Annotated in this window: 26 protein-coding genes, 1 tRNA gene and 1 pseudogene; 25 read left to right on the top strand and 3 right to left on the bottom strand. The window is 68.5% G+C overall.

Annotated elements, in window-relative coordinates; translation table 11 throughout:
- A pseudogene (locus Q0326_RS10645) lies at positions 1–176 on the bottom strand (flagellin FliC); the annotation flags it as partial.
- Positions 177–474: 298 nt separating this feature from the next.
- Between Q0326_RS10645 and Q0326_RS10640 the strand changes: the two are divergent.
- The 20 genes from Q0326_RS10640 (at position 475) to Q0326_RS10545 (ending at position 18,923) form a co-directional block, all read left to right on the top strand.
- Positions 475–1,752 (top strand): sigma 54-interacting transcriptional regulator, encoded by a 1,278-nt coding sequence (locus Q0326_RS10640; RefSeq protein ID WP_298689947.1) that lies wholly within the window; start codon positions 475–477, stop codon positions 1,750–1,752.
- Positions 1,753–1,763: 11 nt separating this feature from the next.
- Entirely contained in the window at positions 1,764–2,126 is a 363-nt protein-coding gene (gene fliE / locus Q0326_RS10635; RefSeq protein WP_298689945.1) for a flagellar hook-basal body complex protein FliE, read from the top strand.
- 1 nt (position 2,127) lies between these two features.
- Positions 2,128–3,888: a flagellar basal-body MS-ring/collar protein FliF gene (gene fliF, locus Q0326_RS10630; RefSeq protein ID WP_298689943.1), complete on the top strand. Its 1,761-nt coding sequence runs from the start codon at positions 2,128–2,130 to the stop codon at positions 3,886–3,888.
- On the top strand, positions 3,881–4,912 hold the full coding sequence (gene fliG, locus Q0326_RS10625; RefSeq protein WP_298689941.1) for a flagellar motor switch protein FliG: 1,032 nt from the start codon (positions 3,881–3,883) through the stop codon (positions 4,910–4,912). Before fliF ends, fliG begins: the two co-directional genes overlap by 8 nt.
- Complete coding sequence (locus Q0326_RS10620) at positions 4,905–5,534, top strand: hypothetical protein (RefSeq protein ID WP_298689939.1); 630 nt, start codon at positions 4,905–4,907, stop codon at positions 5,532–5,534. The genes fliG and Q0326_RS10620 overlap by 8 nt, the downstream gene beginning before the upstream one ends.
- Positions 5,531–6,859: a FliI/YscN family ATPase gene (locus tag Q0326_RS10615; protein ID WP_298689937.1), complete on the top strand. Its 1,329-nt coding sequence runs from the start codon at positions 5,531–5,533 to the stop codon at positions 6,857–6,859. Before Q0326_RS10620 ends, Q0326_RS10615 begins: the two co-directional genes overlap by 4 nt.
- Positions 6,856–7,281 carry a hypothetical protein gene (locus Q0326_RS10610; RefSeq protein WP_298689935.1) on the top strand — a complete coding sequence of 142 codons (426 nt, stop codon included), beginning with the start codon at positions 6,856–6,858 and terminating at the stop codon, positions 7,279–7,281. The genes Q0326_RS10615 and Q0326_RS10610 overlap by 4 nt, the downstream gene beginning before the upstream one ends.
- Positions 7,278–9,638: a flagellar hook-length control protein FliK gene (locus Q0326_RS10605; protein ID WP_298689933.1), complete on the top strand. Its 2,361-nt coding sequence runs from the start codon at positions 7,278–7,280 to the stop codon at positions 9,636–9,638. The genes Q0326_RS10610 and Q0326_RS10605 overlap by 4 nt, the downstream gene beginning before the upstream one ends.
- A gap of 17 nt (positions 9,639–9,655) precedes the next feature.
- Complete coding sequence (locus Q0326_RS10600; protein WP_298689931.1) at positions 9,656–10,228, top strand: flagellar basal body-associated FliL family protein; 573 nt, start codon at positions 9,656–9,658, stop codon at positions 10,226–10,228.
- A 30-nt stretch (positions 10,229–10,258) separates the two neighbouring features.
- The gene (locus Q0326_RS10595; protein ID WP_298689929.1) at positions 10,259–11,215 is read left to right on the top strand and encodes a FliM/FliN family flagellar motor switch protein; all 957 of its coding nucleotides are present in this window, start codon (positions 10,259–10,261) and stop codon (positions 11,213–11,215) included.
- 36 nt (positions 11,216–11,251) lie between these two features.
- On the top strand, positions 11,252–11,569 hold the full coding sequence (gene fliN, locus Q0326_RS10590) for a flagellar motor switch protein FliN (RefSeq protein ID WP_298689927.1): 318 nt from the start codon (positions 11,252–11,254) through the stop codon (positions 11,567–11,569).
- Positions 11,566–11,865 carry a flagellar biosynthetic protein FliO gene (locus tag Q0326_RS10585; RefSeq protein ID WP_298689925.1) on the top strand — a complete coding sequence of 100 codons (300 nt, stop codon included), beginning with the start codon at positions 11,566–11,568 and terminating at the stop codon, positions 11,863–11,865. The genes fliN and Q0326_RS10585 overlap by 4 nt, the downstream gene beginning before the upstream one ends.
- Positions 11,866–12,039: 174 nt before the next feature.
- Entirely contained in the window at positions 12,040–12,822 is a 783-nt protein-coding gene (fliP, locus tag Q0326_RS10580; protein ID WP_298689924.1) for a flagellar type III secretion system pore protein FliP, read from the top strand.
- A gap of 167 nt (positions 12,823–12,989) precedes the next feature.
- Positions 12,990–13,271, top strand: coding sequence for a flagellar biosynthesis protein FliQ (gene fliQ / locus Q0326_RS10575; RefSeq protein ID WP_298689922.1), 282 nt, complete (start codon positions 12,990–12,992; stop codon positions 13,269–13,271).
- Position 13,272: 1 nt separating this feature from the next.
- Positions 13,273–14,058: a flagellar biosynthetic protein FliR gene (gene fliR / locus Q0326_RS10570; RefSeq protein ID WP_298689921.1), complete on the top strand. Its 786-nt coding sequence runs from the start codon at positions 13,273–13,275 to the stop codon at positions 14,056–14,058.
- Positions 14,058–15,194: a flagellar type III secretion system protein FlhB gene (locus Q0326_RS10565; protein WP_298689919.1), complete on the top strand. Its 1,137-nt coding sequence runs from the start codon at positions 14,058–14,060 to the stop codon at positions 15,192–15,194. The genes fliR and Q0326_RS10565 overlap by 1 nt, the downstream gene beginning before the upstream one ends.
- A 79-nt stretch (positions 15,195–15,273) precedes the next feature.
- Entirely contained in the window at positions 15,274–15,699 is a 426-nt protein-coding gene (locus tag Q0326_RS10560; RefSeq protein ID WP_298689916.1) for a hypothetical protein, read from the top strand.
- Positions 15,700–15,743: 44 nt separating this feature from the next.
- A complete protein-coding gene (gene fliD / locus Q0326_RS10555) occupies positions 15,744–17,471 on the top strand; it encodes a flagellar filament capping protein FliD (protein ID WP_298689914.1) in 1,728 nt (575 codons plus the stop codon).
- A gap of 39 nt (positions 17,472–17,510) precedes the next feature.
- Positions 17,511–17,909: a flagellar protein FliS gene (locus Q0326_RS10550; RefSeq protein ID WP_298689912.1), complete on the top strand. Its 399-nt coding sequence runs from the start codon at positions 17,511–17,513 to the stop codon at positions 17,907–17,909.
- Positions 17,910–18,014: 105 nt separating this feature from the next.
- Positions 18,015–18,923, top strand: a complete 909-nt coding sequence (locus Q0326_RS10545) for a MarR family transcriptional regulator (RefSeq protein WP_298689910.1) — start codon at positions 18,015–18,017, stop codon at positions 18,921–18,923.
- Positions 18,924–19,061: 138 nt separating this feature from the next.
- Here the strand turns inward: Q0326_RS10545 and Q0326_RS10540 are convergent.
- Positions 19,062–19,137 (bottom strand) — tRNA-Val (locus Q0326_RS10540).
- Positions 19,138–19,259: 122 nt separating this feature from the next.
- On the opposite strand from Q0326_RS10540, the gene Q0326_RS10535 reads away from it, so the two are divergent.
- The gene (locus Q0326_RS10535; RefSeq protein WP_298689908.1) at positions 19,260–20,525 is read left to right on the top strand and encodes a hypothetical protein; all 1,266 of its coding nucleotides are present in this window, start codon (positions 19,260–19,262) and stop codon (positions 20,523–20,525) included.
- Here Q0326_RS10535 and Q0326_RS10530 read toward each other — a convergent pair.
- Positions 20,522–21,088 (bottom strand): helix-turn-helix transcriptional regulator, encoded by a 567-nt coding sequence (locus Q0326_RS10530; protein WP_298689906.1) that lies wholly within the window; start codon positions 21,086–21,088, stop codon positions 20,522–20,524. The two genes, Q0326_RS10535 and Q0326_RS10530, sit on opposite strands and share 4 nt — an antisense overlap.
- A 342-nt stretch (positions 21,089–21,430) precedes the next feature.
- Between Q0326_RS10530 and Q0326_RS10525 the strand changes: the two genes are divergently transcribed.
- From Q0326_RS10525 to Q0326_RS10510, 4 genes are all read left to right on the top strand, one after another.
- A complete protein-coding gene (locus Q0326_RS10525; protein WP_298689951.1) occupies positions 21,431–21,913 on the top strand; it encodes a DUF6456 domain-containing protein in 483 nt (160 codons plus the stop codon).
- A 154-nt stretch (positions 21,914–22,067) separates the two neighbouring features.
- Positions 22,068–22,310 carry a hypothetical protein gene (locus Q0326_RS10520; protein ID WP_298689904.1) on the top strand — a complete coding sequence of 81 codons (243 nt, stop codon included), beginning with the start codon at positions 22,068–22,070 and terminating at the stop codon, positions 22,308–22,310.
- Positions 22,307–23,149: an SPFH domain-containing protein gene (locus tag Q0326_RS10515; RefSeq protein ID WP_298689902.1), complete on the top strand. Its 843-nt coding sequence runs from the start codon at positions 22,307–22,309 to the stop codon at positions 23,147–23,149. Before Q0326_RS10520 ends, Q0326_RS10515 begins: the two co-directional genes overlap by 4 nt.
- Before the next feature lie 138 nt (positions 23,150–23,287).
- Positions 23,288–24,748 (top strand): AMP nucleosidase, encoded by a 1,461-nt coding sequence (locus tag Q0326_RS10510; protein WP_298689949.1) that lies wholly within the window; start codon positions 23,288–23,290, stop codon positions 24,746–24,748.
- The last annotated feature ends 73 nt before the right edge of the window (positions 24,749–24,821 follow it).

The raw sequence follows: 24,821 nt of genomic DNA, 5'->3' as shown, positions 1-24,821 counted from the left end.
CCGGTGATCTGCGAGGTCATCGAGTTGGAGATGGCGAGGCCGGCGGCGTCGTCGGCGGCGGAGTTGATCCGGTTGCCCGAGGACAGGCGAGCCATCGCCGTCTGCAATTCCATGTTCGCGATGCGGCTGCCGTTCTGGGCACGAAGGGCGGCGCTGTTCGAATTGATAACCGTCATGATGAAATTCCTTTTTCCCGCTACCGAGCCGGCTAGGGACGCTGTCCGTCTCGGCTACGATCCAGGTAACGGCGGGGCGCGACGGGTCTTTAGCGTTCAGTTCCGGGCTTTTTTCCCAACGCGGCGTTAACCATGGCGGTCGGCCCACGCGCGCGGACCCGTTCACGCGCGTGTCGTGCGTGCAGGATTCGTCCGCCCGTATGTGTGAGCGGTCGCGAAAGCGCGCGGGCGCGTTAACCATTTGTTCGGCACATTCCGCGAGATTGTTGCGGCGACGCAATGTCGGTGGGAGCGAATGATGACGACGATCGGGATCAGTGCTCGCGCAGCCCAGCAAAACCCGGCGATTCCGGCGTGGTTGGCGGGTGTTGGTGTTGCAACGCATGTCCTGCAATCCGGCGAAACACTCGGGCGTGACACGGTAAGGATTCTTGCCCACGACGAGATTTCGATCGCGACCGTCCGCGATATCCTGATCGAGGCGACGGATGAAATCGCACCGCGCCTCATCCTTTCGTCTAATGGGATGCCTCATCGGATCCATTTCGGGTTCGACGACATGGCGTTCGGCCTGGCGATGATCGCCGAGCTTTGCCGTCCCGCCATCCGCCCCGCGGTCGGCGAGCCCGAGAGCGCGATCTATCTGAAGCTGGCCGAGAAGGTCGCCGGCTCGGACGCGACCGTGCTGGTGCTCGGCGAGACCGGCACCGGCAAGGAGGGTATCGCCCGCTTCATCCACGCCGCCAGCCCTCGCGCCGACAAGCCGTTCGTCGCGGTCAATTGCGCGGCGCTCCCCGACACGATGCTCGAGGCGATCCTGTTCGGTCATGCCAAGGGCGCCTTCACCGGTGCCGCCGGCGCCAGCGAGGGCCTGTTCCGCGCCGCCGAGGGCGGCACGCTGCTGCTCGACGAGATCGCCGAGATGCCGATCGCGCTGCAGGCCAAATTGCTCCGCGCGATCCAGGAGCGCGAAGTGCTGCCGGTGGGTGCGACCACGCCGGTCAAGATCGACGTCCGCATCATTGCCGCCGCCAACCGCGAGCTCGCCACCGAAGTCGCCGAGGGCCGCTTCCGCGCCGATCTCTACTGGCGGCTCAACGTCATGCCGCTGGCGCTCAAGCCCTTGAAGGCCCGCCGGCTCGATATCCGCGCGATCACCGCGGCGTTGATCCTGCGCCACACCCGTTCGGGCGAAAGCGTCGCCTGGCCGACCGCCAATGCGCTCGACCGGCTGATGGCGCACGATTGGCCAGGCAATGTCCGCGAACTCGACAACGTCGTCCAGCGCGCGCTGCTGCTGCGCATGGGCGACCGCATCGAGGCCGACGATCTCGCCATCGAGCAGATGGTCCACGCCGCGCCGACGCTGTCGGTGGTGCGGCTAGCCCCGGCCCCGACGGCCATGCTGCGCGACGCCAGCCTCGCTGATGTCGCCCGCGACAGCGAGCATGATGCGATCCGCGCTGCGCTCGACGCGACCGGCGGCAAGCGGCTGCTCGCCGCCGCCAAGCTTGGCATTTCCGAACGAACCCTTCGCTACCGTCTCGCGCAGATGCGCGAGCGGCAGGCGGCCTGAGGAATTAGACGATGACCGCGATCACCGCCACCAGCCTCATGGCGCTGAGGAACCAGATCCTCCAGCAGAACAGCGTGCTGCAGAAAGCTGCCGCCAACGGCCCCGCCGCGATCACCTCGGGCACGGCGGCGACGCCGACGCAGGCGACGCCGGTCGCCGACTTCGGATCGGCGCTCAAGGGCGCGCTCAGCCAGGTCAACGGGATGCAGGCCAAGGCCGAGGACGTCTCGAACAGCTATGAGCGCGGCGACACGACGGACATCGCATCGGTCATGCTGGCGCGCGAACAGGCTTCGGTCGGCTTCCAGGCCACGTTGCAAGTCCGCAACAAATTACTGTCCGCCTATAAGGACATCATGAGCATGTCGGTGTAATATGGCTGAACTCGCAGCAACCCCCAACGAACTCGTCGCCTCCGGTCGCAGCCTGCCGATGCCCCTGGGTGCCATCGGCAAGGGCGGGATGGGTGGCATTTTCGACCGCGCGATGGGCTTTGCCCGCCAGCCGGCGGTCGCCAAGAGCCTGCCGATGATCGGCATGCTGGGGCTCCTCGCCGCCGCCGCGCTGATCTGGATGGTGCTCCACCAGGGCCCGCAGCGCGACCTCTTCTCGGGGCTCGGCGATGCCGACAAGGCGGGCGTCGTCTCGGCGCTCGACACCGCCGGGATCAAGTACAGCATCGACAACACCACAGGCACGCTGACCGTCCCTGAGGACAGCTATTACCGGGCGAAAATGCTGCTCGCGCAGCAGGGCCTGCCGAAGTCCGCCCCCGACGGCGACAGCCTGATCACCAATCTGCCGATGGGCGCCAGCCGCGCTGTCGAGGGCGCGCGCCTCCAGCAGGCCAAGGAAATGGATCTTGCCCGCACGATCGAGGCGATCGACGCGGTGCAATCCGCCAAGGTCCATGTCGCGGACGACCAGCCCAGCGTGTTCCTGCGCGACGACGCCAAGCCGCAGGCCTCGGTGATGCTGACGCTGCGCTCGGGCCAGACGCTCAGCGCCGGTCAGGTCCAGGCGATCGTCCATCTCGTCGCCTCGTCGGTCGGCGGCATGTCGCCCGACGACGTGTCGGTGGTCGACCAATCCGGCCATCTGCTCAGCGCCGCCAACCAGGGGGGCGACGCCGACGGTACCGACAAGCAGGTCGCGATCCAGACCAAGGTCGAGGACCGCACCCGCCAGGCGATCGCCGCGCTGCTGACGCCGATCCTCGGCGACGGCAATTTCACCGCCGAGGTCCACGCCGACCTCGACTTCGCCGAGGTCGCCTCGACCACCGAAACCTATCCCAAGGACGGCCAGGTCGTGCAGACCGAACAGGGCAGCTGGACCAGCGATCCCGCATCGGGCTCGACGGGCCCTGCCTCGGGCATTCCCGGCGCGCTGTCCAACACCGCGCCGGCGCCGGTCAAGCCGGCCGCAACCCCCAATGGCAAGCCCGCGGGTCCCGCGGCCCCCGGTGCCGCACCCGGCCAGGCCGCCGCGGCCGCCGCGGACAAGACCAACGAAACCTACAACCGCAGCTACCAGCTCGGCCATCAGGTCTCGGTGACCAAGAACCCTGTCGGCACCGTGCGCCGCCTGACGGTCGCCGTGGCGCTGCGCCAGGCCGCTGGCGCCAAGCCGCTGACGGCGCAGCAGCAGCAGCAGCTCCAGGACCTCGTCAAGGGCGCGGTCGGCTACAACCAGCAGCGCGGCGACACCGTCGCGGTGACGCAGCAGACCTTCGTCGCCGCCGATGCCGCACAAGGGCCGAAATGGTACCAGGCGAGCTGGCTGCCGATCGTCGGCCGCAACCTGACGGCGCTCGCCGTCGCTGCGATCGTCGTGTTCGGCATCGGCCGCCCGCTGATGAAACGGCGCGCGGTGGTCGCCGAGCAGCGTATCGCCAACAAGTCGAAGGAGCGCGCCGCGGTCGGCCGCGAAATCGCCGGCGCCTTGGCGACCGCGCAGGCCGAGACCGGCGGCGACAAGTCGGTGACGCTCGACATGATCGAAGCCGCGCCGGGCTACGCCGCCCGCGCCGCGCTGATCCGCAACTTCGTCCGCCAAGATCCCGATCGCGCCGCGCTCGTCGTCCGCGATCTGATCCGCGCCGACATGCCCAAGGCCGAGGCCGCCAATGGTTGAAGCCGTTCCCGCAACGATGGCCGACGGGGGCCCCTCGGGCTCCAGCGCCGCGGCGATCCTGTTGATGCTGCTCGCCGAGGACGAGGCTGCGCAGGTGCTCGGCCGGCTCGATCCCGACGAGGTCCAGCAATTGGGCCATGCGATGTTCGGCGTCGCCGACGTCTCCGAGGAAGAGGTCGACGGTGTGCTCGACCAGTTCGTCGATCGCGCCCGCGAGCGGACCACGATCGGCTTCGCCGCCGACGGCCAGATCCGCACGATGATGGAACGCGCGCTCGGTGCCGAACGCGCCGAGAACATGCTCGCCCGGATCACGCCGCCGACGCGCCAGTCCGCGCTCGACAGCCTCAAGTGGATGGACGCCAAGACGATCGCGGGGCTGGTCGAGGGCGAGCATCCGCAGATCGCGGCACTGGTGCTCGCGCATCTCGATCCGCCGATCGCCGCCGACGTGCTCCAGCAGCTCGACGAGGATGCGCAGGCCGACATCGTCTACCGTGTCGCCACACTGGGGCCGGTCTCGTCCGAGGCGCTCGACGATCTCGAGCGGCTTCTGCTGCGACAAGTCAACAAAGGGTCGGGCCAGGGCAATGCGCCCAAGCGCGGCGGTGCGACCGAAGCCGCGAAGATCGTCAACGGCACGCGCACTAATGTCGAGCAGCGCGTCATCCGCCAGCTCGCCAAGCTCGACAAGGGGCTGGCGCGGCAGATCGAGGACGAGATGTTCGTCTTCGACAACCTCTCCGCGCTTACCGACAAGGATCTCGGTGCGCTGCTGCGCTCGGTCGACAACGACGTGCTGATCGTCGCGCTCAAGGGCTGCGAGCCTGCCCTGCGCACCCGCATGTTCGGCGTCATGTCGAGCCGCGCCGCGCAGTCGATCCAGGACGAGATGGCCGAACGCGGGCCGATGCGTCTCGCCGAGGTCCAGGAAAGCCAAAAGCAGGTGCTCGCGATCGCGCGCAAGCTCGCAGAGGCCGGCACGATCAGTTTGGGTGGCAAGGGGGGCGACGACTATGTCTAATCCGTTTGCGGGCGCGCAGCGCTGTTCGGTCTGGACCCAGCCCGACGTTTCGGCGCCGGCGCCGTTCGTCGCCTGGGGTGCGGCGCTGCGCCAGGCGTTCGAGGTGCCGACCGACGATCTCGCCTTCGAAATCGAGGAGCCGGCGATCGACATCGACGCGATCCGCGCCGATGCGATGGCGCAGGGCTTCGCCGCAGGCATCGAGGCGGGGCGCCGCGAGGCCGACACGGAACGCGAGGCGCTGCGCACGCTGGCCTCCGGGCTCGAGCATCTCCGGCCCGAGCCGGCGCAGGGGCTCGGCGCGATGATCGCTGCGACCGTCGAGCGGTTGCTCCACGAGGTCGTCGGCGAGGTATCCGTCGATCTCGACACGCTCGTCGCGCGCGCGACCGCCGCCGCCGCGATGATCGGCGACGAGACGCGGCCCTCGATCCTCAAGCTCAATCCCGACGACCTCAAGCGGCTCGCCGGCGTCGAGCTTCCGGTCGTAGCGGAGGCGGACGCCGCGCTCGCGCCCGGCAGCTTGCGGCTCGAAACCGGCGCAGGCTCGATCGAGGACGGCCCCGCCGTCCGGCTCGATCGGCTCAAACTCGCGCTCGACAGGATCGCCGGCACACGATGACATCGCTTCAGGATCGGGCCGCCACGCTGCTCGACAGCCTCACCGTCGGCGACGCCGGGCCGCGCCGGATCGGCAAGCTCGTCGCCTATGACGGCCAAATGCTCGAGGCGACCGGCCTTGCCATGCCGGTCGGCGCCTCGGTGCGCGTGATCGACGCCGACGGCCATGCGACGCGCGCCGAAATCGTCGGCTTCAAGGGCGATCGTTCGCTGATGATGGCGCTCGATGCCGATGCGCCGCACAGCAACGGCGGGCGCGTCGAACCCGATGCCAATGGCGGCATCGCCGAGGTCGGCGAGGCGCTGCTCGGCCGTGTCATCGACGCCTCGGGCGTGCCACTCGACGGGCTCGGCACGATCGACACGCAGGCGACCTGGCCGCTCGCCGGCAAGCCGGCCAACCCGCTCGACCGCGCGCGTGTCACCGAATGTTTCGACATGGGCGTGCGCGCGATCAACGCGCTGCTCACCGCCGGCGTCGGCCAGCGCATCGCGATCTGCGCAGGCTCGGGCGTCGGCAAGTCGGTGCTGATGGGGCAGATGATCCAGGGCGCCGAGGCCGACGTGATCGTTGTCGGGCTGATCGGCGAACGCTCGCGCGAGGTCGCCGACTTTCTTGCGACCAAGCTGATTCCGGGCGTGCGTGAAAAAAGCGTCGTCGTTGCGGTGCCCGCTGACCATCCGCCGGTACTCCGGCTGCGCGCCGCGATGCGCGCCACCGCGATTGCCGAATATTTTCGTGCGCAGGGCAAGCGCGTCCTCCTCCTGATCGACAGCCTGACGCGCTGCGCGCATGCCCAGCGCGAGCTCGGCCTGTCGCTGGGCGAGCCGCCAACGATGAAGGGCTATCCGCCCTCGGCGCTCGGCATGATCCCGCGGCTGATCGAACGCGCCGGCGCCGATGCGCGCACCGGTGGCTCGATCACCGCGCTCTACACCGTGCTCGCCGACGGCGACGACGGCGACGATCCGATCGTCGACACCGCGCGGGCGATCGTCGACGGGCACATCATCCTGTCGCGGACCTTGTCCGAACAGGGCATCTTTCCCGCGATCGACGTCGGCCGCTCGCTCAGCCGCGTGATGGCAGACATCGTCGACGACGAACATGCCGACGCCGCCGCCTCGCTGCGCCGGCTGTGGTCGGTCTATGAGGAGAATCGCGATCTCATCCTGATGGGCGCGTACAAATCCGGGTCGGACGCGACGATCGATCAGGCGATCGCGCGCCACCGCGAGATCCTCGCCTTCCTCAAGCAGAAGCCCAAGGACCGCATCGATTTGGCGCATAGCTCGGCCGAACTCATCGAAAGCTTCGCGATATGAGCAGCGTCGTCCGTCGCCGCGAGCGCATTGCGCGCGTCCGCCGCGTCGAGCATGTCCTCGCATCGGGGGCAGCCGCGGCGGCCGACGCACAGCTGCAGACGCTCGAGGTGAGCGCCGCGCGCGTGCTCGAGCTGCGGCTCAGCCTCACCACCGGTGTCGGCAGCCTGACCTCGCAGACGCTCGCCGCGCAGGGCGAACTCGCGCACCGCCTCGATCTCGCACGCTTCGGCCTCGCCGACGCAATCGCGGGCGCCCGCGCCACGGCGGCGAGCAAGGCAGCCGAGCGTGTCGAGGCGCGGATCCGACAGGAAAGCGCCGAACGTCTCGTCGAGCGCGCCACCAAGGCCGCCGACATTCTCGTCGAGCGCCGCGTCGCGTCAGCCAATCATCGGCCGCCCCGCGGCTGGGGCGGAGAAGCATGAAGATGGGCAATGTCGCAGCACTGAATCCGTCGCTCCTGACGCCACAGGCGGGTGCCAAACCGAGCGTTGGCGACGGACAGGATGCGTCGGTCTTCGCCGCCATGCTGTCCGGCGCGGCAGACAAGAGCGGTATTGTGTCGGACTCGCGAGGCACCGCCGCAATGGCGCCGGCGACCCAGGGTGTCACGGGTTCCCCGTCTGCGCGATCGGGCACGCACGATATGACGGCGACGCGCGAGCAGCCGGATGACGATGCCGCGTCCGTCTCGGCGCCGCTCGCCAATAGGAAGACCGATGCTCCGGCCGTTTCGGCGTCCCTGGAGGCGACCGACGGAAGCGACGGCCCCGCGGTTCACACGGTCATCGTCGCCACCGCGATTGGGACGCCGACCGGGTCGACACCAACCGCGAGCGGTAGCGTCTCGCAGGACCTGACCGCGGAGGCGGCGGCCGACGCGCCTGGCAACCAACCGTTACTCCCACGCGTAGCCGTCAACAATGCGTCGCCGGCGCCTGCCGGCGGAACCGCGGAGCGCGGCATCACGTCCATTCCGGCGTCGTCCGTCGTCATTCAGCCGGCGGGGGCTCCCGCGCCGGTAATCGCGTCGCGCGCGCAGCCGAGGGCGATAGTTTCTCCCGGAGCCGCGATGAGCCGCAGCAAAACCGGTCGCGGTGCCGATGAGACGGACAGCGATATTCCGCGCGCCAAGACCAAGGCCAAGCTCGATACCGCATCGGACCAAATCGTAGCGACGGTCGCACCCGGGTCGCCCGCCATATCCCTTGCACCCACCCCCACGGTATCAATCGCGGATCAGGCATCCGCGGCGGTCGGCAACCCCGCATCTGTCGATGCCGCGCGGCCGGGCACCGAACCTTTGTCGCAACCGAACACGCCGTCCGTCTTGGCTGCGGCCAGCGATCAGCCTGGGGCGAATGATCCCGCTGCGGCGCCGACGGACCCGACGCTGACGCCGGTTCTGGCGGCCCTGACGGACAGCGCCGCGATCCGTGCGCGGTACCAAGCCGATGCCGCGCCAGTGTCCGCGAGACTGCCGGCCAACTCGACGACAGCGACGGCGATGCCGCAGGCGCAGCCACAGCCGCAACTGCAGCCGCAAAGCACCGCCGACTTGATGGCGGGACGGTTCAATACGGTCGGCGCAACGGTCGCGGTATCGGGCACGATCCCGAGCACGTTTGCCGCGACGGACGCGAATGCGCATTCTGCGACCTTGGCGGTATCGGCTCCCGCTCGGACTACGACCCCGGCGCTGGCTCCGGCCCCGGCCCCGGCCCCGGCCCCGGCTCCGGCTCTGACTCTGACTCTGACCCCGGCTCCCGCTCGCACTGCGACCCTGGCTCTGACCCCGAGCCCAGCGCCGGCCGGCAATCCGCTCGTCGAAGCCGATACGATTTCGGTGTCGTCGACCCTTCCCGCCGCTGTCGTGCAGGCAGCTCCAAGTGCGCCGGCATTGCCCGCAGGCGTTGCGGCATCGCCCGCCGCGCCCATCGTCGCCGCTGGCCAGCCTGCTCCACCAATCGCTTCTCCGATCACCGCTGGCGCCGTCGCATCCACCGTCAACCTGACGAAGCCGGTCGCTATGCGGCCCGATGTTCGCGCCGGATCGGCGGCGACGCGCAAGGCTGCGGCCAATATCGACACCGACGCCTCGGCGACCGACGCGGCGTCTGCGGATGCGGTTGCGGACCTGACGCTCCCGACACCGGTCGCCACGCCCGCGATGGGCCATAGTGCCGTGTCCGCGACGACTGTCGCGTCGCCGGCTGCCGATCGCTCCGCCGGTCAGCTTGCCGCCGGCGGCACCGACCGGCAGGTCGATCTCGCCAAACAGGGCGCATGGCTCGACGGCATCGCGCACGACATCGCCGCGACCGGCGACGCGTCGAGCCCGCTGCGCTTCGGTATCGCCCCGCAGCATCTCGGCGCGGTGCAGGTCGAACTGCTGCGCGGCGCCGAGGGCGCCGCGGTAACGCTGACCGCGAGTAACGAGGCCAGTCGCGCGGCGCTCGCCGATGCTAAGCCGCAACTGCTCGCCGACGCGCGGGCGCAGGGCCTGCACATCGCCAGCACCCAGGTCGATGTCGGCGCGCATTCCTCCGATTCGCGACCGCCTTCGCAAGGCCAGGGCGATTCGCGGCCATCGACCGGATCGGGTGGCTTTTCCGCGCAAACCAACAGTCATTCGGGTGCGCAGGCTGATTCTGGGCGCGGTTCGCAAACCCGATCGCAACCTCTTTCCGATAATTATCGCCGCATGACCGGAGTGGGCGAGGTCGCGGCGGGCGCTGAACCGCCGCCGCCGGCCGCCCCGACCGATGCACTTTATGCTTGAGCGTCAAGGACCAGACGATGAGTGACGAAGCGACGCCCGCACCGAAGAAAAAGGGCAAGAAGAAACTGATCCTGATCGTGGTCGGCGGCCTCGTGCTTGTCGGCGGCGGCGTCGGCGGCGGCATGATGGCCGCCGGCATGGGACTGGGAGGCGCGCACGCCAAGGACACGATCGACCCGGATGCGCCGAAGCTCGTCGTCCGCTCGGGACAAAGCGCGGTCGCCGGTGACGATCATCGTGCGGTCGGGACGTTCCGGCCCGATCCGCGACACTATAAGGCGTCCTATTACACGATGGACCAGCCCTTCACGTCGAACCTGCGTGATACCGACGGCATCGCGCAGATCTCGCTTGGCGTCTCGACCTTCTACGACGCCAAGGTGCTCGACGGGTTCAAGGACAATGAGATGCCGATCCGCTCGGCGGTGCTCGAGGTGCTCGCCAACCAGGATGCGTTCGTGCTCGGCACGCCCGAGGGCAAGACTGCGCTGCAGGGACGGCTGCGTGACGCGATCAACAAGGTGCTCGTCGACAAGACGGGTTACGGCGGCGTCGATGATGTCTATTTCACCAGCTTCATCATCCAGTAAGGGTGGTGACGTCAGCGTGAAGGAACCGAAGTGGCCCGGGAGCCGATCGACAAGCAGGAGGGAACGCGGCTGAGCGCGCAGCTGGTGGGCAAGGACGTGCAACCGTTCGCGCTCGGCAGCGAAGCGCTGCGGCCGGGCGCCCGGCTGGCCGGGCTCGACCGGGTCGGCGAGCGGCTGGCGCGGCGCCTGCGCGACGTCTTCGAACCGTTCGCGCGGGTCAAACCCAAGGTCGAGGCCGAGCCCGCGCTGACCTCGCGGTTCGAGACGTGGCGCGATGCGCTGCCCGAATTCACCTCGCTCAGCCTCTATCGCCTGCGTCCGATGAAGGGCGGCATGCTGGTCGCGATCGCGCCCGACTATGTCAGCCGGCTGGTCGACGCTTTTTATGGCGGCACCGGCGGCAGCATTGCCGCGGCATCGCGCAAGCGTGAATTCACGGCGGCCGAGGAACGGCTGCTCTCGCGGCTGACCGACGCGATTACCGGCGCGGTGGTCGAGGTGTGGGCCGACATCGTCCCGCTCGAATCGATGCTGGCGTCGCGCGAGACCAATGCCGGCTATGCCAGCCTGGTGCGCGGCGACGAGTCGGTGGTGGTGCAGCGCTTCTCGGTCGCCGGCGGCGGACCGGGGGCGACGAGCATCGATCTGGTGTTTCCGCTCGGCGCGATGCGTGCCTACGAAGCGCAGCTGGCCGCCAAGACCCATGCCGAGGCGGCACCCGTCGACAGCGAGTTCCGCTGGCGCATGGCGCGCGCGCTCGAGCAGGTCAGCCTGCCGGTGCGCTCGGTGGTGGCGCGGCCGACGCTGTCGGTCAGCGAGCTGCTCGCGCTCAAGGCGGGCGACGTGATCCCGATCACGCTGGCGCCGCGGGTTCCGCTGATCGTCGGCAACAGACGGCTTGCGGAAGGCACGATCGGCGAGCAGGAAGGGCGCGCGGCGTTCCAGGTCGAACAGATCGGCGCGCCTGAGCGCACCGGCGGTCACTGAGCGTATCTGTAAGCGGGGGATTTGGAATTGAGCGATATGAGCGATGCGCCTTTTCCGGGGATCGACGATCCGAGCACGCCGGCGGGGCGCAATTTCCGGCTGCTCGCGGACATTCCGCTGCGGCTGTCGGTCGAGGTCGGCTCGACCTCGCTCAAGCTCAGCGAATTGCTCGATCTCAACGAGGGATCGGTGGTCGAGCTCGACCGCCAGGCCAATGAACTGCTCGATATCCTCGTCAACGGCACGCTGGTCGCCAAGGGCGAGGTGGTGACGGTCAACGGCCGCTTCGGCATCCGCGTGGTCGACGTCGTCGCGACGGAGGCGCGGCTGGCGGGGCTCGAACGCCGGGCATGACCTTCACCTATCTGCTCAACGTCGTCGTGATGCTCGCGCTGGTCGCCGGCATGGCGGTGGGCACGCTGTGGCTGCTGCGCAAGTTCCAGCCGGGTTTTTCGGTCGGCGGTCAGCGCGAGAAGCTGGTGCGGATCGTCGACGCGGTGCCGATGGGCGCGACCGGCGGCCGGCTCGCGGTGGTCGAGTTCGAGGGCAAGCGGATTTTGGTGGGCGTGTCGCGCGGGCGGATGGACGTGCTGTCCGAAAGCCCGATCGACGGCGGCTTCGCGCGCTATATCGACGACGGGGATGCGTAAGTGAGCGTTGATGCTCGCGCATCCCGTTCCCCGGCGAAGGCCGGGGCCCAGAAGTTGCAAGCGCCGCGCCTGAAGCTCTGGGCCCCGGCTTTCGCCGGGGAACGGAAGGCGGTGTTGCTGATCTCCCCTCATCCGTTCGCCCTGAGCCGAACGGGTTTGGGGAAGGCGCTTCCCATGATCGTGACGGTCGCGGCCATTCTCCTGGCCCTTCTCCTCGCGCACCCCGCCTTCGCCGCCGCGGCGCCCGGCACCGGCGCGGTGACTCCGCCCGGCGCGGTGCAGTCCTCGGCGCTCAACAAGGCGCTCGGGCAGGTGTCCGGCGACGGCAAGCCGCTGTCGCTGTCGCTGCAGATCCTCGTGCTGATGAGCCTGCTGACGGTGCTGCCGTCGCTGCTGCTGATGATGACGAGCTTCACGCGGATCATCATCGTGCTGTCGATCCTGCGCCAGGCGCTCGGGTTGCAACAGACCCCACCCAACCAGGTGCTGGTCGGGCTGTCGCTGTTCCTCACTCTGTTCATCATGCGACCGGTGATCGACCAGATCAACGCCGCCGCCGTCACCCCCTATGGCGCCGGCCAGATCCCGCTCGAGGAAGGGATCAAGCGCTCGGGCGACGCGCTGCACGTCTTCATGGTGCGGCAGGTCCGCAAGACCGACGTCCAGCTCTTCTCCGACATCGCGCATGCGCCCAAATTCGCGAGTGCCGCCGACATCCCGTTCACGATCCTGCTGCCGGCCTATGTGACGTCCGAACTGAAAACCGCCTTCCAGATCGGTTTTCTCATCTTCCTGCCGTTCCTGGTGATCGATCTGGTGGTGGCGACGACGCTGATGTCGCTGGGCATGATGATGCTGTCGCCGACGATCATCTCGATGCCGTTCAAGCTGCTGCTGTTCGTGCTGGTCGACGGCTGGGCGCTGACGATGGGCAGCCTCGCGCAGAGTTTCGGATGAGGTGGCTACTCTCATTCCTCCCCACGCGAAGCGGGGGGAGGGGGACCGCTCGCGCAGCGAGTGGTGGAGGGGCGGTGCCCCAAGCGCTTCGCCCGGTAGCGCCGCCCCTCCACCCCCGGCTTCGCCGGCGGTCCCCCTCCCCATCTGCGATGGGGAGGATCTAGATCGTGGAGCCCGCGGTCGGCACCGACTATTTCATCGGCATCGCGCAGCAGGCGATGTGGGTGCTGGCGCTTGCCTCGGCGCCGATCCTGATCCCCGCGCTGGTCGCGGGGCTGATCCTCGGCATGGTGCAGGCGGCGACGTCGATCAACGAGCAAACCTTGTCGTTCATCCCCAAGCTGCTCGTCGTCGCGATCTGCATGGCGCTGTTCGGCGGCGCGATCATGACGCTGCTCGCCGACTTCACCCGCGACATGTTCCACCGCATCCCCGAACTGCTGCACTGAGATGCTGCCAACCGGCCTCGTCGGGATCGAAGCCAATCTCTGGATCTTCCTGGTGGCGATGATCCGGCCGGGTGCCGCGTTTCTCGCAGCCCCGGTGTTCGGCGCGCAGAACGTGCCGGTGCAGGTGCGTCTGATTATCAGCTTCGCGGTCGGTATCCCGGCGCTGGCGCAGGTGCCGTTCGAGCTGCCCCCCGGCGGCATTGCCACCATCGCGGGCTTCGTCATGATCGCGGGCGAGGTGATCGCGGGGCTCGCGCTCGGTTTCGCGGTCCAGCTCGGCTATGCCGCGGCGATGATGGCGGGCGAGGTGATCGCCAATTCGATGGGGCTGGGCTTCGCCTCGATGGTCGATCCGCAATCGGGCGCGTCGACGCCGGCGATCGGCCAGTTTCTGTCGATCCTCGGCACCTTCCTGTTCCTCGCCATGGACGGCCACCTGATGCTCGCGACGATCATCGTCGACAGCTACAAGTCGCTCCCCCCCGGGCAGGCGTGGCTGGGGCAGGGCAGCCTGCACGACGTGTTCGCCTTCGGCGGCGACATGTTCGCCGCCGGCATGGCGATCGCGCTGCCGGTCGGTTTCGCGCTGATCCTGGTGCAGGTGGTGATGGCGATGCTGGCGCGTTCGGCGCCCGCGATGAACCTGTTCTCGGTGGGGCTCCCCGCGACGATACTCGCCGGGGTCGTGCTGCTGTCGATCGCCGCGCCCGCGATCGGCGACGGCATCGCGACCTCGATCGAGCGTGGGCTCGCGCTCTCGCGCAGCCTCGCCAGGAGTCATGGCTGATGGCCGAGGAGTCCGCCGGCGAACGTTCGGAAGCCCCATCCCAGAAAAAGCTCAAGGATGCCGCCGAGAAAGGCGACGTCCTTCAATCCAAGGACCTTGGCGCCGCGCTGGTGATGATCGTCGGCGCAGGCTGGCTGGCGCTGGGCGGGCCGCTGCTGGTCGGTGCGCTGTCGACGCTGCTGCGCGGGTCACTGAGCTTCGGCCGCGGCGCGGTCGATGATTTCGAGCCCGGCGCGACGCTGATCGCGATGCTGGGCCAGATCATGGTGCCGCTGGCGCTGCTGTTCGGCGCGACCGTGGTTGCGGCAGTCGGGACACCCGCGCTGCTCGGCGCCTTCGGCTTTCGCTGGGGCGCGATCGCGTTCAAGGCCGAACGGATCAACCCGCTCGCCGGGATCAAGCGGATCTTCGGCGCGCAGGGGTTGATCGAGCTGCTCAAGGCGATCGCCAAGGTGACTGTGATGGGCGCGATCGGCTGGTGGCTGCTGTCGTCGCGCATGGCGCGGATCACCACCATGGGTCGCGGCGACATGGCGGGCGCGATGACCGAACTCGGCCACAGCTTCGTCTACGCGGTGCTCGTGATGGCGATGGGGCTGGTACTGATCGCCGGCGTCGATGTGCCGGCGCAGATGATCCGCCGCACCGCCAAGCTCCGGATGAGCAAGCAGGACGTCAAGGACGAGAACAAGCAGAGCGAAGGCTCGCCCGAGCTCAAGGGCGCGATCCGTAGGCGCCAGATGGAGGCGTCGCGGCGCTCGGCACGCTCGGCGGTGGCCGAGGCGAACGTCGTGCTGACCAACCCGACGCATTTCGCGATCGCGCTGCGCTATCGTCCCGCCGAGGATGCCGCGCCCGTCGTCGTCGCGCGCGGTCGCGGCGCCACGGCGGACGCGATCCGCGCGCTCGCCGAGGAGCATAAGGTGCCGATGCTCAGCTATCCGCAATTGGCGCGCGCGCTCTATTTCACGACGCGCGCGGGGCAGCTGATCCGCGAGGATCTGTACGTCGCGGTGGCCACGATTCTGGCCTTCGTGTTCAACATCGATCGTGCGGTGGCGGAAGGCCGCACCCAGCCGGTCGTCGAGGTGCCGGGCGAGGTCCGCTTCGACGAGAATGGCCGCCCCTCGGCCTGATACTTTAGTCGAAGACTCTTGGCTTAAGCATCGCCCGATCCTGCCGTCCTTGTTGCCGAGGACATCCGGGACGACGGCGATGGACGAGGCGATCACGGCAGTGGCGGGGGTAGGTGCGGTAGCGCTGACCCGCGGCGCATCGCTCGCCGCGCGACAGGGCCTGGAACGCCGCCAGCGCCGGCTGCGCTGGCTCGCATCGTTGCGCGATGCGCAGCGCGAGCGGGACCCCGATGCCGAGGCACGCCGCGAGCTGGCCCTGCTCGACGACAATCGCGAGCGGATCGCCGCCGCGCTCGAGACGATCGACGAATTCGGCCGCCTCGAGGGCGCCCGCGATGACCCGGACAACAGCGTACCGGGCGGCACGATCACCGCTGCCGATCTCGCCTGCAGCATCTGCGCCGAAGCCGCGCGGTCGCTGCGCGTCCAGGCGCATCTTGGCGCCGCCAGCGTGCGGCGGCTGGTCGGCGACGGAACCGCCGGCGACGCAGTGAACGGGGTGTAAAGTTTTTTGCGGCACGGTCGTATCTGGAGACGAAGGGAAGCTTCATGACGACGACGAGCGCAACCACGAGCAGCACGGCAGCGACGACCGCCGCGACGTCGACGGCATCGACCACGACGAGCAATGCCGCCATCGGCGCGAGCATCCTGTCGAGCCTCAACGCCAATGGCGCTAGCATCGACACGGGTTCGCTCGTCACCAGCCTGACCGCCGCGCAGAAGACCTCGGTCGAGACCCCGATCACCACCAAGCAGACGGCGAACACCGCGCAGATCTCCTCGGTCGCGTCGATCTCGAGCGATCTCACCGCCTTTTCGACCTCGCTCAACACGTTGGTCGCCGGCGGCACGCTGCAGACCCAGCCGGTGTCGTCGGCGACCGGCGTGCTGACCGTCGCGCCCGTCGCCGGACAGGCGATCGGCACGCTTTCCGACACGATCAGTGTGGCGCAGATCGCGACCGCACAGTCGGTCAAGACGAGCACCTACGCGACCAGCCAGGCGTTCGACTACGGGACGCTGTCGCTGACCGTGGGCACCGGTTCGCCGATCAGCATCACCGTCAATAGCTCGAACAACACGCTTGCCGGCCTCGCCCAGTCGATCAACGCCGCCGGGGCCGGAGTCACCGCCTCGGTGATCGCCGACGCCAATGGCAACAGCACGATGGTGCTCAAGGGCCAGACGGGGCAGGCGCAGAGCTTCACCCTCACGGGTAGCAACGATGGTACGGCGACCCAGCCGAGCGGCGGCACGTCGCTATCCGCGCTGTCCTACGATCCGGCCGCGACCACCGCCTCGACCACGATGACGGGCCTGCAGACCGCGCAGGATGCCAAGCTCACCGTCGACGGCGTCACCGTCACGCGTGCCAGCAACACATTCTCCGACGTGATACCCGGCGTGCAGATCACGCTGGTCGGCACGGGCAGCACGGCGCTGTCGTCGACCCCCGCGACCGCTGCGATCACCAGTTCGATCAACGATTTCGTCAGCGCCTATAATTCGCTGCTGAGCGAATTGAACACCGCGACCGCGGCGGCGACGAGCACCGCCGACGCCGGACCGCTGCGCGGCAACACCGCGATCCGTCAGCTGCAGAACCAGCTCGCCAAGCTGACCACGACGCCGCTCAACGCCTCGGGCACGATCCGGACGCTCGCCGAACTCGGCGTCTCGACCGCGCAGGACGGCACGCTGTCGGTCAACGCGACCACGCTGTCGACGATGCTCGCCAATCATCCCAACGACGTCGAGGCGATGTTCATGACCTCGCAGAGCAGCTCGGCGTCCGGCGTGCTGATCACCAGCGCGGCCGGTGTCGCCGCGTCGGGCGTCTACACGGTTAGCGGCATTACGCCGGCCACCAATGGCGGCAATGCGACGGGCAGCATCAACGGTGTGGCGATGGGCGCGTCGAGCTGGACGCTCACGGCCGGTGCCGGCAACAATGCCAGCGGGCTGATCCTGCAGATCCTGTCGAGCGCGCCGTCGAGCGCGACGGTCACGATCAACCAGGGGCTGGGCGGCGCGCTCCAGGCGATCCACGACGTGCTGCTCGGGACCTCGGGTGCACTCACCACGCTGTCGACCAGCCTGACCACGCAACAGACCGCGCTGGCGGACGCGCTGACCAAGGCCGACGCGCAGGTCACCGTCTATCACGATCGTCTCGTCACCCAGTTCACCCAGATGAACACGCTGGTCTCGGGCTACAAGGCGACGTCCAGCTATCTCACCCAGCAGGTCGATCTGTGGGACAAATCGTCCTGATCGTTCCGCCTGCCGCCGCTCTACGTTAAGGAATTCACGATGTTCGCCTCCGCCGGTTATGCCTCCGCCAAGCGCCAATATGCCACGATCGATCTTGGTTCGAAGGTCGAGGGCGCCAGCCCGCACCGGCTGATCGCCATCCTCTACGACGAGCTGCTCAAGACGATGGACGCGCTGACGGTCGGGCTGGCCGCCAACGGCACGCTGTCGCAGGAAGGCGCGATCAAACGGCGCGGACGGGCCAGCTCGATCCTGCTCGGGCTCGAGGGCAGTCTCGATCATGCCCAGGGCGGCGACCTCGCGCGCGGGCTGGCAGCGGTCTATCGGGAAGCGCGGCGGCTGATCGATCTCTCGGTCGCGCAACATAATCCGAAGCCGATCATCCAGGCGCGCGAGATGATCGTCGAGATATCCGAGGCTTGGGCGCGGATCGGCTGACTCCAAGACCCGTCCGGCACGGATCGCATCCGTTCCGGATTCGTTTGCCAAGTGACCTTCCTCCGTTCCGGTGTATACCGGAACAGAAATGGAACGGAGGTTGCGATGCGCGCCGAACCTGTCGACATTCCCTATGTGTTTCTACACGCGCCGAGCGTGTTGCTGTTCGGCGACGAGCCCCAGCGGCGTGACCTGCTTGCTGACGCGATCGCAAGGGTCGGCGGCCGGGTGGTGGCGAGCGGGCCGCTGTCGGTGGCCTGCGAGCGGCTCGATCAGCGCGCGGCCAGCGTCGTCGTCGATATCGGCACCGACGAGGGTGCTGCCCTCGACGACATATTGGACCGGGTGAACGGTCTACGCACGATCGGGGGGCGCTTGTCCGCGCTGGTGTTCACGCCCGCGGATCTGATCGATATCGTTGTCGCGCGGATCGACGATCCGGGTGTCGCGATCCTCGTTGATGCCGATGCCACCGAACGCGACGCGGCCCTGTCCGAATTGGTGATCGCGCCGATTGCGGGCGTCACCGAGGATGGCGAGGCCGACAATCGCCGGCGCCTGGCGCAGCTTAGCGAAGAGGTCGGGCGGATCGCGCGCGCGCTCGCCGCGCTGTCGGGCGACCCGGCACCGGCACCGGTGGAGGCCGCCGCGGCCCCGCTCGTGTCGCATGGCCCGCTGGTGCGGACGATCCTGCGGCTTCGGCGCATGCGCGGGCAGCATTTCGAGCCGGCGCTGTTTGCGGATCCGGCGTGGGACATTCTGCTCGACCTTGCCTCGGCCCGGATCGAGATGCGGACGGTGGCGGTGTCGAGCCTGTGCATCGCGGCCGCCGTGCCCGCGACCACCGCGCTACGCTGGATCACGCAGATGACCGAACAGGCGCTGCTGGTCCGCCGCCCCGACCAGCATGACGGTCGCCGCGTGTTCATCGATCTGAGCGAGGGCGCGGCGTTTGCGATGGAAGCCTATCTCGGCGCGGCGCAGCGTATTCTTGCGCCGGCAGACAAGGCGTAGCACGCTCGGTGCGGTGGCTTCAGGACGATGCGTCAGCCTGCAGGCTGCATGTCGTCGCTCGCTGGCAGGCTTTGCGCCTCGCGCGGCACGCGGACCGGATATGCGGCCGAGACGGCGTGCGGCCACGCTGCGCGAGACTGGTGGGCGGTGACGGGCTCGAACCGCCGACCCGTTCGGTGTAAACGAACTGCTCTACCAACTGAGCTAACCGCCCGGCCTCGCGTCGCCGCCTCATAGCCGTGCGTCCGGCGGCGGGGCAAGCGCGATTGCATGGCGTGACGCGATCGGCACAGCGGCCGTTGCCATGACGACCGGCTCGGTCCTAAGGCGGCGTCGATGTCCGCACCCGATCTGTCGCTGCTCGGCACGCGTCGACTGGGGCCGCTGTTCGCCGTCCAGTTCCTCGGCGCGTTCAATGACAATCTGCTCAAATTCGCGCTGCTGTTTCTCGCCAATTTCGGAGTCGGTGCGGTGGCGCCCGGCGAGGCGGCCGAGCTGGCGACGATCGCGACCGGCTTGTTCATCCTGCCTTACTTCCTGTTCTCCTCGCTCGCCGGCGAACTGGCGGATTCCTGCGACAAGGCGATATTGGTCCGCGTCGTCAAGGCGGCGGAGGTCGCGATCATGCTGGTCGCGCTGATCGGCTTTCGGATCGGATCGATGTCGCTTCTGCTGCTCGCGCTGTTCCTGATGGGGGTGCATTCGACGGTCTTCGGGCCGATCAAATATGCGATCCTGCCACAGCATCTCGAGGGCCGCGAAATCGTCGGCGGCACCGGGGTGATCGAGGCGGGCACCTTCCTCGCGATCCTCGGCGGCCAGTTGCTGGCGAGCGTGATCGCGCCGTGGCAATCGGGCGTGGTCGCCTGCGCGCTCGCGATTGCCGGATTTGCAACGAGCTTCGCGATCCCGTCCGCGCCAGCCGCCGCCGCCGGGCTGCGGATCGATCGCAACCTGGCCCGCGGCACATGGCGGATCGTCGCGCGCGCGTATCGCGATCGCGGCGTCTGGCTTGCGATCCTCGGGATCAGCTGGTTCTTCTCGGTCGGCGCGGTGTTGCTTTCCGAATTCGCGCCGCTGGTCAGCGACGTGATCGGCGGACGCCAATCGGTGGCCACGCTGTTCCTATTGGTCTTCTCGATCAGCGTCGCGCTGGGCTCGCTGCTGGTCAACACGCTGCTCGGCGGCAAGGTGACGGCGCGCGGCGTGCCGGCCTCGGCGGGAGCGCTCGGGGTGGCGATGATGGATCTCTGGTGGTCGACGCATGGCGCACGTCCGCCGGCGACGCCATTGGGGGTCGCCGCCTTCGTCGCGGCCCCGGGCAGCTGGCGGATACTGCTCGATATCGCGGGCATCGCGGTTGCGGGCGGTACCTTCGTCGTGCCGCTCTACTCGATCCTCCAGACGTCGAGCGCCGCGGCGGAACGGTCGCGCACGATCGCGGCGAACAACATCGTCAACGCGGGAATGACGGTCGCGATGGTGGCGCTGGTCGTGGCTCTGCTGCGCGCCGGCATCGGCATCCCCGCGCTGATCGGACTGCTCGGTCTCGCGACGCTCGGCGTGGCGCTGCTCGCGCGGCGGCTTCCGGCGGGCGGCTAGCCGAGCGTCCGCACGAGCCGGGTGGCGACGCCCAGCCAGGCCGGATCGCTGAGCACCTGCTGGCGGCCGCCGCCGGCGAGCGGCAACACCTGCAGCTTGCCCGGATCCCGGCCGATCAGCCGGCCGAACAGGAAGCGGCCGGCGGGCCGGGGCAGCAGCACGTCGCGGTTGAGCGCACGACCGAACTCTTCGGGGGCGAGCCGATCGAGCCACAGCGTGTCGCCCGCGCGATACTCGCCCTGGCTGGTCTCGACGAGCAAGGCGAGCGCGCCGGGGCCCGGACGCGGCGGGGTCGCGACCGAAGGCTGGCGCGGCGCCGTCACGCCCGCCGTGCCGAGGATCGCCGCCACCGGCAGATCGACGACGTCGGGCAGGCTAACCAGATCGGCCGCCTCGACGCCGAGCGCCGCGGCGATGCGGTTGAGCCAGCCGACCGAGACGGTGCGCGTGCCGGTCTCGAGCCGCCCGATCGTCTGCGCGGTCGTCGGTGGCAGGCAGGCGGCGGCGACTTCGGCGAGGGTCATGCCCTTGGCACGGCGAACATCGCGGATACGCGTGATCATGACATTTCCCCGAACCGGACCGGTTATTCTCTTTCCTACAGCATATCCGTTATGGCATGCGATTCCACCCGGAACAAAAACGGAACATAGGTCATGGCATATCGGCTGAGCGTGCAAGGCCAACGGGTGGTCGACGCCCTTGCTGCCGGAAGGCGATTTCGACGCACCGCGAACGGGTGGGCGGCGGGGTCATTGCAGGCGCCTGCGAGCCTGGCAGCCGAGCTCGATCGGGCCGGCTGGGTACGGCGCGTCGATGGAGGTCTGGCGCTCGGCCCGGCCGGCGAGCGCCGGCAGCAGCAGCAGCGGATCGGCGGCGAAAACCGCCTGCTCGTCGAGCGCGCGTTGCCGCAGGATGACGCGGCCAAGCCCGGCACCCCGACTCGGCGGGTGCGCAGCGTCACGGTCAATCTCGCCGAGTCGCCGCTCGGCTGGCTCAAGGCGCGCGGGCTCGTCGACGCGCGGCAATATGAGGCGGGCGAACGACTGCGCGCTGATTGGACGACCGCGCAGATGGCGCCGCGCGTCACGATGCGCTGGGACGCGGGCGCGCCCAGCACCGGCGAAGCGCTCGACCCGACGCTGGCGCAGATCGCCGCCAAGCGCCGGACGGATGCCGCGCTCGCGGCGGTCGGCGCAGGATTGAAGGACGTGCTGTGGCGGATCGTCTGCGCGGGCGAGGGGATGGACACCGCCGAACGCGCCCTCGGCTGGCCGGCGCGCGCGGGCCGGGTCGTGCTGACCCTGGCGCTCGATCGGCTGGCTGACCATTATCGGCTTGAACGCGGGCGGGATTCGACTGAGATTTCGCCGATGGGGCGTGGGTAGCAGTGCCGAGCAGGGGACATTCGATTTTTGCCAGGGCGGTACCGATGATCGATCCGCCGGGCCGCCGCGGCGATCCGTCGTCTGCGGGTGCGCGCGCACGCGCCGCCGGCGTCGCGCCGGCTGGGGCGATTCGCGATCATAGCGAGATACGGCGATGAGTCGCGGTCCGGCGCATCATGATGTCGACGTCGTCGTCCATGCGCTGCTGGCGTTGGGCGTCGTTGCGGCCGACCTCTATGTCTTCCTCTTCCTCGTGCCCGATCTGTTCGATCGCCATCGATCGGAGCTCGATCTCGCCGCCCTCGCGCTGGTCGGCGGCGCGGTCGCCTTTTCCTACCTCGCCGGCCGCCATCTCTGGCGGTCGATCGACAGCTTTACGGACGGAGACAATTCATGAACCGCCTCGTCGTCGTTGCCGCGCCCGTCGTCGTCGCGGTTCTGCTCGTGTCGAGCGTCGGGCTGGTCTCCTGCTCGAAGGTCGAGCCGGGGCATGTCGGCATCAAGGTCAGTAATTTCGGGTCGGGCGCGGGTGTGTCCGATCAGGCGCTCGGGGTCGGCTATTATCTGACGCCGCCGGGCACCGCGATCTACGAATACCCCGTCTACACCTCCACCTACGCCTGGACCGCGGGCAAGGAGCAATCGGAGGCGAACGAGGAGATCAGCTTCCAGGACAAGTCGGGCCTCGGCGTCTCGGCGGACGTGTCGGTTGCCTATCACGTCGAGGCGGCCAAGGCGCCGATCCTGTTCCAGAAATACCGCACCGACATGATGGGCATCGTCGCGGGTCCGTTACGCAACGCCGTGCGCAACGCGATCGTCGAGCGCGCGTCGGGCATGGGTGTCGAGGATATCTACGGCCCGCAGAAAGCGGCGCTGATCGCGGGCGCGCAAAAGGACGTCTCGGCCTATTTTGCGCCCTATGGCCTGATTATCGACCAGCTCTACTGGGCGTCGAACATCCGCCTGCCCGAGACGATCCTGGCGCAGATCAACGCGCGTGTCGCCAACGAGCAGCAGGCGCTCGCCGCGCAGGCGACCGTCGCGACCAAGGAGGCCGAGGCGCGCGCCGAGGTGGCCGAGGCGCAGGGCCATGCGCAGTCGACGCAGATCGAGGCGGCGGCGCTGAAGGCCTCGCCGGAGATCCTCAAGCAGCGTGCGATCGAGAAATGGGACGGCAAGCTGCCGACCTATATTGGGGCGAACGCGCCGATCCCCTTCATTGGGGGCCAGTGAGGCGGGCAGCCGCTCTCCAAACCGCCACATTTTTAAGCTAGACAGCATAACGGCCGGCGCGAAGCCGACTTGCGGTCGCCACCGAAACATCGGTCGCCCGCCAACAATGAGAAGAGCAGGAGACCTCGCCCCTTGACGATGACGACCACCACCATCGCCGAGATCCCCGCGATCCTCGATGCGCTGATCGCGCGCCACGAGGCCTCGGTCGCAGCGCTCCGCCGCGCGCTCGCCGCTTATCTCGCCGACCGCACGCTGCCCGATCCGGCGACGCGCGCGGAAGGCCTGTTCGCCTATCCCGAGCTGCGCGTCGATTATGAGGCCGAGGGCGCGATCCCGCGCTTCACGCGCGCCTTCGCGCGGCTCAACCAGTCGGGCAGCTATGCGACCAGCATCACCCGCCCGCGCATGTTCCGCCGCTATCTCGAGGATCAGCTCAGCCTGCTCGTGCGCGACTATCGGGTGCGGATCAGCGTCGGGCGGTCGCGGCAGGAAATCCCCTATTCCTACGTGCTCGACGGCGCGGACGAGCTGTCGCTCGACGGCGTGCAGGCCGCCGAGCTGGCGCGCGTCTTCCCGAGCGTGCGATTGTCCGACATCGGCGACGAGATCGCCGACGGTCTGTTCGCCTTCTCGGAGGATCCGACGCGCCCGCTCTCGCTGTTCGAGGGTCCGCGAGTCGATTTCTCGCTGGCGCGGCTAAAACATTATTCGGGAACGCCGGCAGCGGATTTCCGGCCCTACATCCTGTTCACCAATTACATCCGCTATGTCGACGAGTTCGTCGCCTGGGCGCTGGGCGAACTGCAGAAGCCGGACAGCCCCTATGAGGCGTTGTCGGTGGCCGGCGGCGTATTGGTGACGCGCGAGACCGCCGATCCCGAGCGGGCCATCGCCGAGGGCAATTGGCGCAAGGTGCAGATGCCCGCCTACCATCTGATCGGGCCGAACGGCGCGGGGGTGACCTTGGTCAACATCGGCGTCGGGCCCTCCAACGCCAAGACGATCTGCGACCACCTCGCGGTGCTGCGCCCCGAGGCGTGGCTGATGATCGGCCATTGCGGCGGCCTCAGGCCCAGCCAGACGATCGGCGACTATGTGCTCGCCCACGCCTATCTGCGCGACGACCATGTCCTCGACGACGTGCTCCCGGTCGAGATCCCGATCCCGCCGATCGCCGAGGTGCAGCAGGCCCTGTTCGCGGCGGCGGAGAAGGTCTCGGGCGAGAGCGGCGACGATCTCAAGCGGCGGCTGCGGACCGGCACCGTCGTCACCACCGACGACCGCAATTGGGAGCTGCGCTACACCGCGACGACGCTGCGCTTCAACCAGAGCCGCGCGGTCGCGATCGACATGGAGTCGGCGACGATCGCGGCGCAGGGCTATCGGTTTCGGGTCCCGTACGGGACTTTGCTGTGCGTGTCGGACAAGCCGATCCACGGCGAGATCAAGCTGCCGGGCCAGGCCAACCGTTTCTACGAGCGCGCGATCTCGCAGCATTTGCGGATCGGGCTCGAAACGATCGATATTTTGAGGGCGGAGGGGACGAAGCTGCACTCGCGGAAACTGCGGAGCTTTGACGAGCCGCCGTTTCGGTAGGCTGCGGACAGCGGCTACCGCCCACTAGCGGACGAAAGCGCGACCGACTGGTAGGCATTCGGACATTCCGGTA

It is taken from the genome of uncultured Sphingomonas sp. (genome assembly GCF_937859915.1).
In the GTDB taxonomy this organism is placed as follows: domain Bacteria; phylum Pseudomonadota; class Alphaproteobacteria; order Sphingomonadales; family Sphingomonadaceae; genus Solisphingomonas.
This window is presented reverse-complemented; position numbering and strand designations above follow the sequence as displayed.

Bases quoted from the DNA above. Each gene is read 5' to 3' on its own strand.
- fliD (WP_298689914.1), top strand. From the start codon at position 15,744: ATGACGACGACGAGCGCAACCACGAGCAGCACGGCAGCGACGACCGCC.
- Q0326_RS10600 (WP_298689931.1), top strand. From the start codon at position 9,656: ATGAGTGACGAAGCGACGCCCGCACCGAAGAAAAAGGGCAAGAAGAAA.
- Q0326_RS10545 (WP_298689910.1), top strand. From the start codon at position 18,015: ATGCGCGCCGAACCTGTCGACATTCCCTATGTGTTTCTACACGCGCCG.
- Q0326_RS10535 (WP_298689908.1), top strand. From the start codon at position 19,260: ATGTCCGCACCCGATCTGTCGCTGCTCGGCACGCGTCGACTGGGGCCG.
- fliP (WP_298689924.1), top strand. From the start codon at position 12,040: ATGATCGTGACGGTCGCGGCCATTCTCCTGGCCCTTCTCCTCGCGCAC.
- Q0326_RS10530 (WP_298689906.1), bottom strand. From the start codon at position 21,088: ATGATCACGCGTATCCGCGATGTTCGCCGTGCCAAGGGCATGACCCTC.
- fliR (WP_298689921.1), top strand. From the start codon at position 13,273: ATGCTGCCAACCGGCCTCGTCGGGATCGAAGCCAATCTCTGGATCTTC.
- Q0326_RS10605 (WP_298689933.1), top strand. From the start codon at position 7,278: ATGAAGATGGGCAATGTCGCAGCACTGAATCCGTCGCTCCTGACGCCA.
- Q0326_RS10585 (WP_298689925.1), top strand. From the start codon at position 11,566: ATGACCTTCACCTATCTGCTCAACGTCGTCGTGATGCTCGCGCTGGTC.
- fliF (WP_298689943.1), top strand. From the start codon at position 2,128: ATGGCTGAACTCGCAGCAACCCCCAACGAACTCGTCGCCTCCGGTCGC.
- Q0326_RS10640 (WP_298689947.1), top strand. From the start codon at position 475: ATGACGACGATCGGGATCAGTGCTCGCGCAGCCCAGCAAAACCCGGCG.
- fliG (WP_298689941.1), top strand. From the start codon at position 3,881: ATGGTTGAAGCCGTTCCCGCAACGATGGCCGACGGGGGCCCCTCGGGC.
- Q0326_RS10615 (WP_298689937.1), top strand. From the start codon at position 5,531: ATGACATCGCTTCAGGATCGGGCCGCCACGCTGCTCGACAGCCTCACC.
- Q0326_RS10550 (WP_298689912.1), top strand. From the start codon at position 17,511: ATGTTCGCCTCCGCCGGTTATGCCTCCGCCAAGCGCCAATATGCCACG.
- Q0326_RS10520 (WP_298689904.1), top strand. From the start codon at position 22,068: ATGAGTCGCGGTCCGGCGCATCATGATGTCGACGTCGTCGTCCATGCG.
- Q0326_RS10610 (WP_298689935.1), top strand. From the start codon at position 6,856: ATGAGCAGCGTCGTCCGTCGCCGCGAGCGCATTGCGCGCGTCCGCCGC.
- fliE (WP_298689945.1), top strand. From the start codon at position 1,764: ATGACCGCGATCACCGCCACCAGCCTCATGGCGCTGAGGAACCAGATC.
- Q0326_RS10620 (WP_298689939.1), top strand. From the start codon at position 4,905: ATGTCTAATCCGTTTGCGGGCGCGCAGCGCTGTTCGGTCTGGACCCAG.
- Q0326_RS10565 (WP_298689919.1), top strand. From the start codon at position 14,058: ATGGCCGAGGAGTCCGCCGGCGAACGTTCGGAAGCCCCATCCCAGAAA.
- Q0326_RS10560 (WP_298689916.1), top strand. From the start codon at position 15,274: ATGGACGAGGCGATCACGGCAGTGGCGGGGGTAGGTGCGGTAGCGCTG.
- Q0326_RS10515 (WP_298689902.1), top strand. From the start codon at position 22,307: ATGAACCGCCTCGTCGTCGTTGCCGCGCCCGTCGTCGTCGCGGTTCTG.
- Q0326_RS10510 (WP_298689949.1), top strand. From the start codon at position 23,288: ATGACGACCACCACCATCGCCGAGATCCCCGCGATCCTCGATGCGCTG.
- fliN (WP_298689927.1), top strand. From the start codon at position 11,252: ATGAGCGATGCGCCTTTTCCGGGGATCGACGATCCGAGCACGCCGGCG.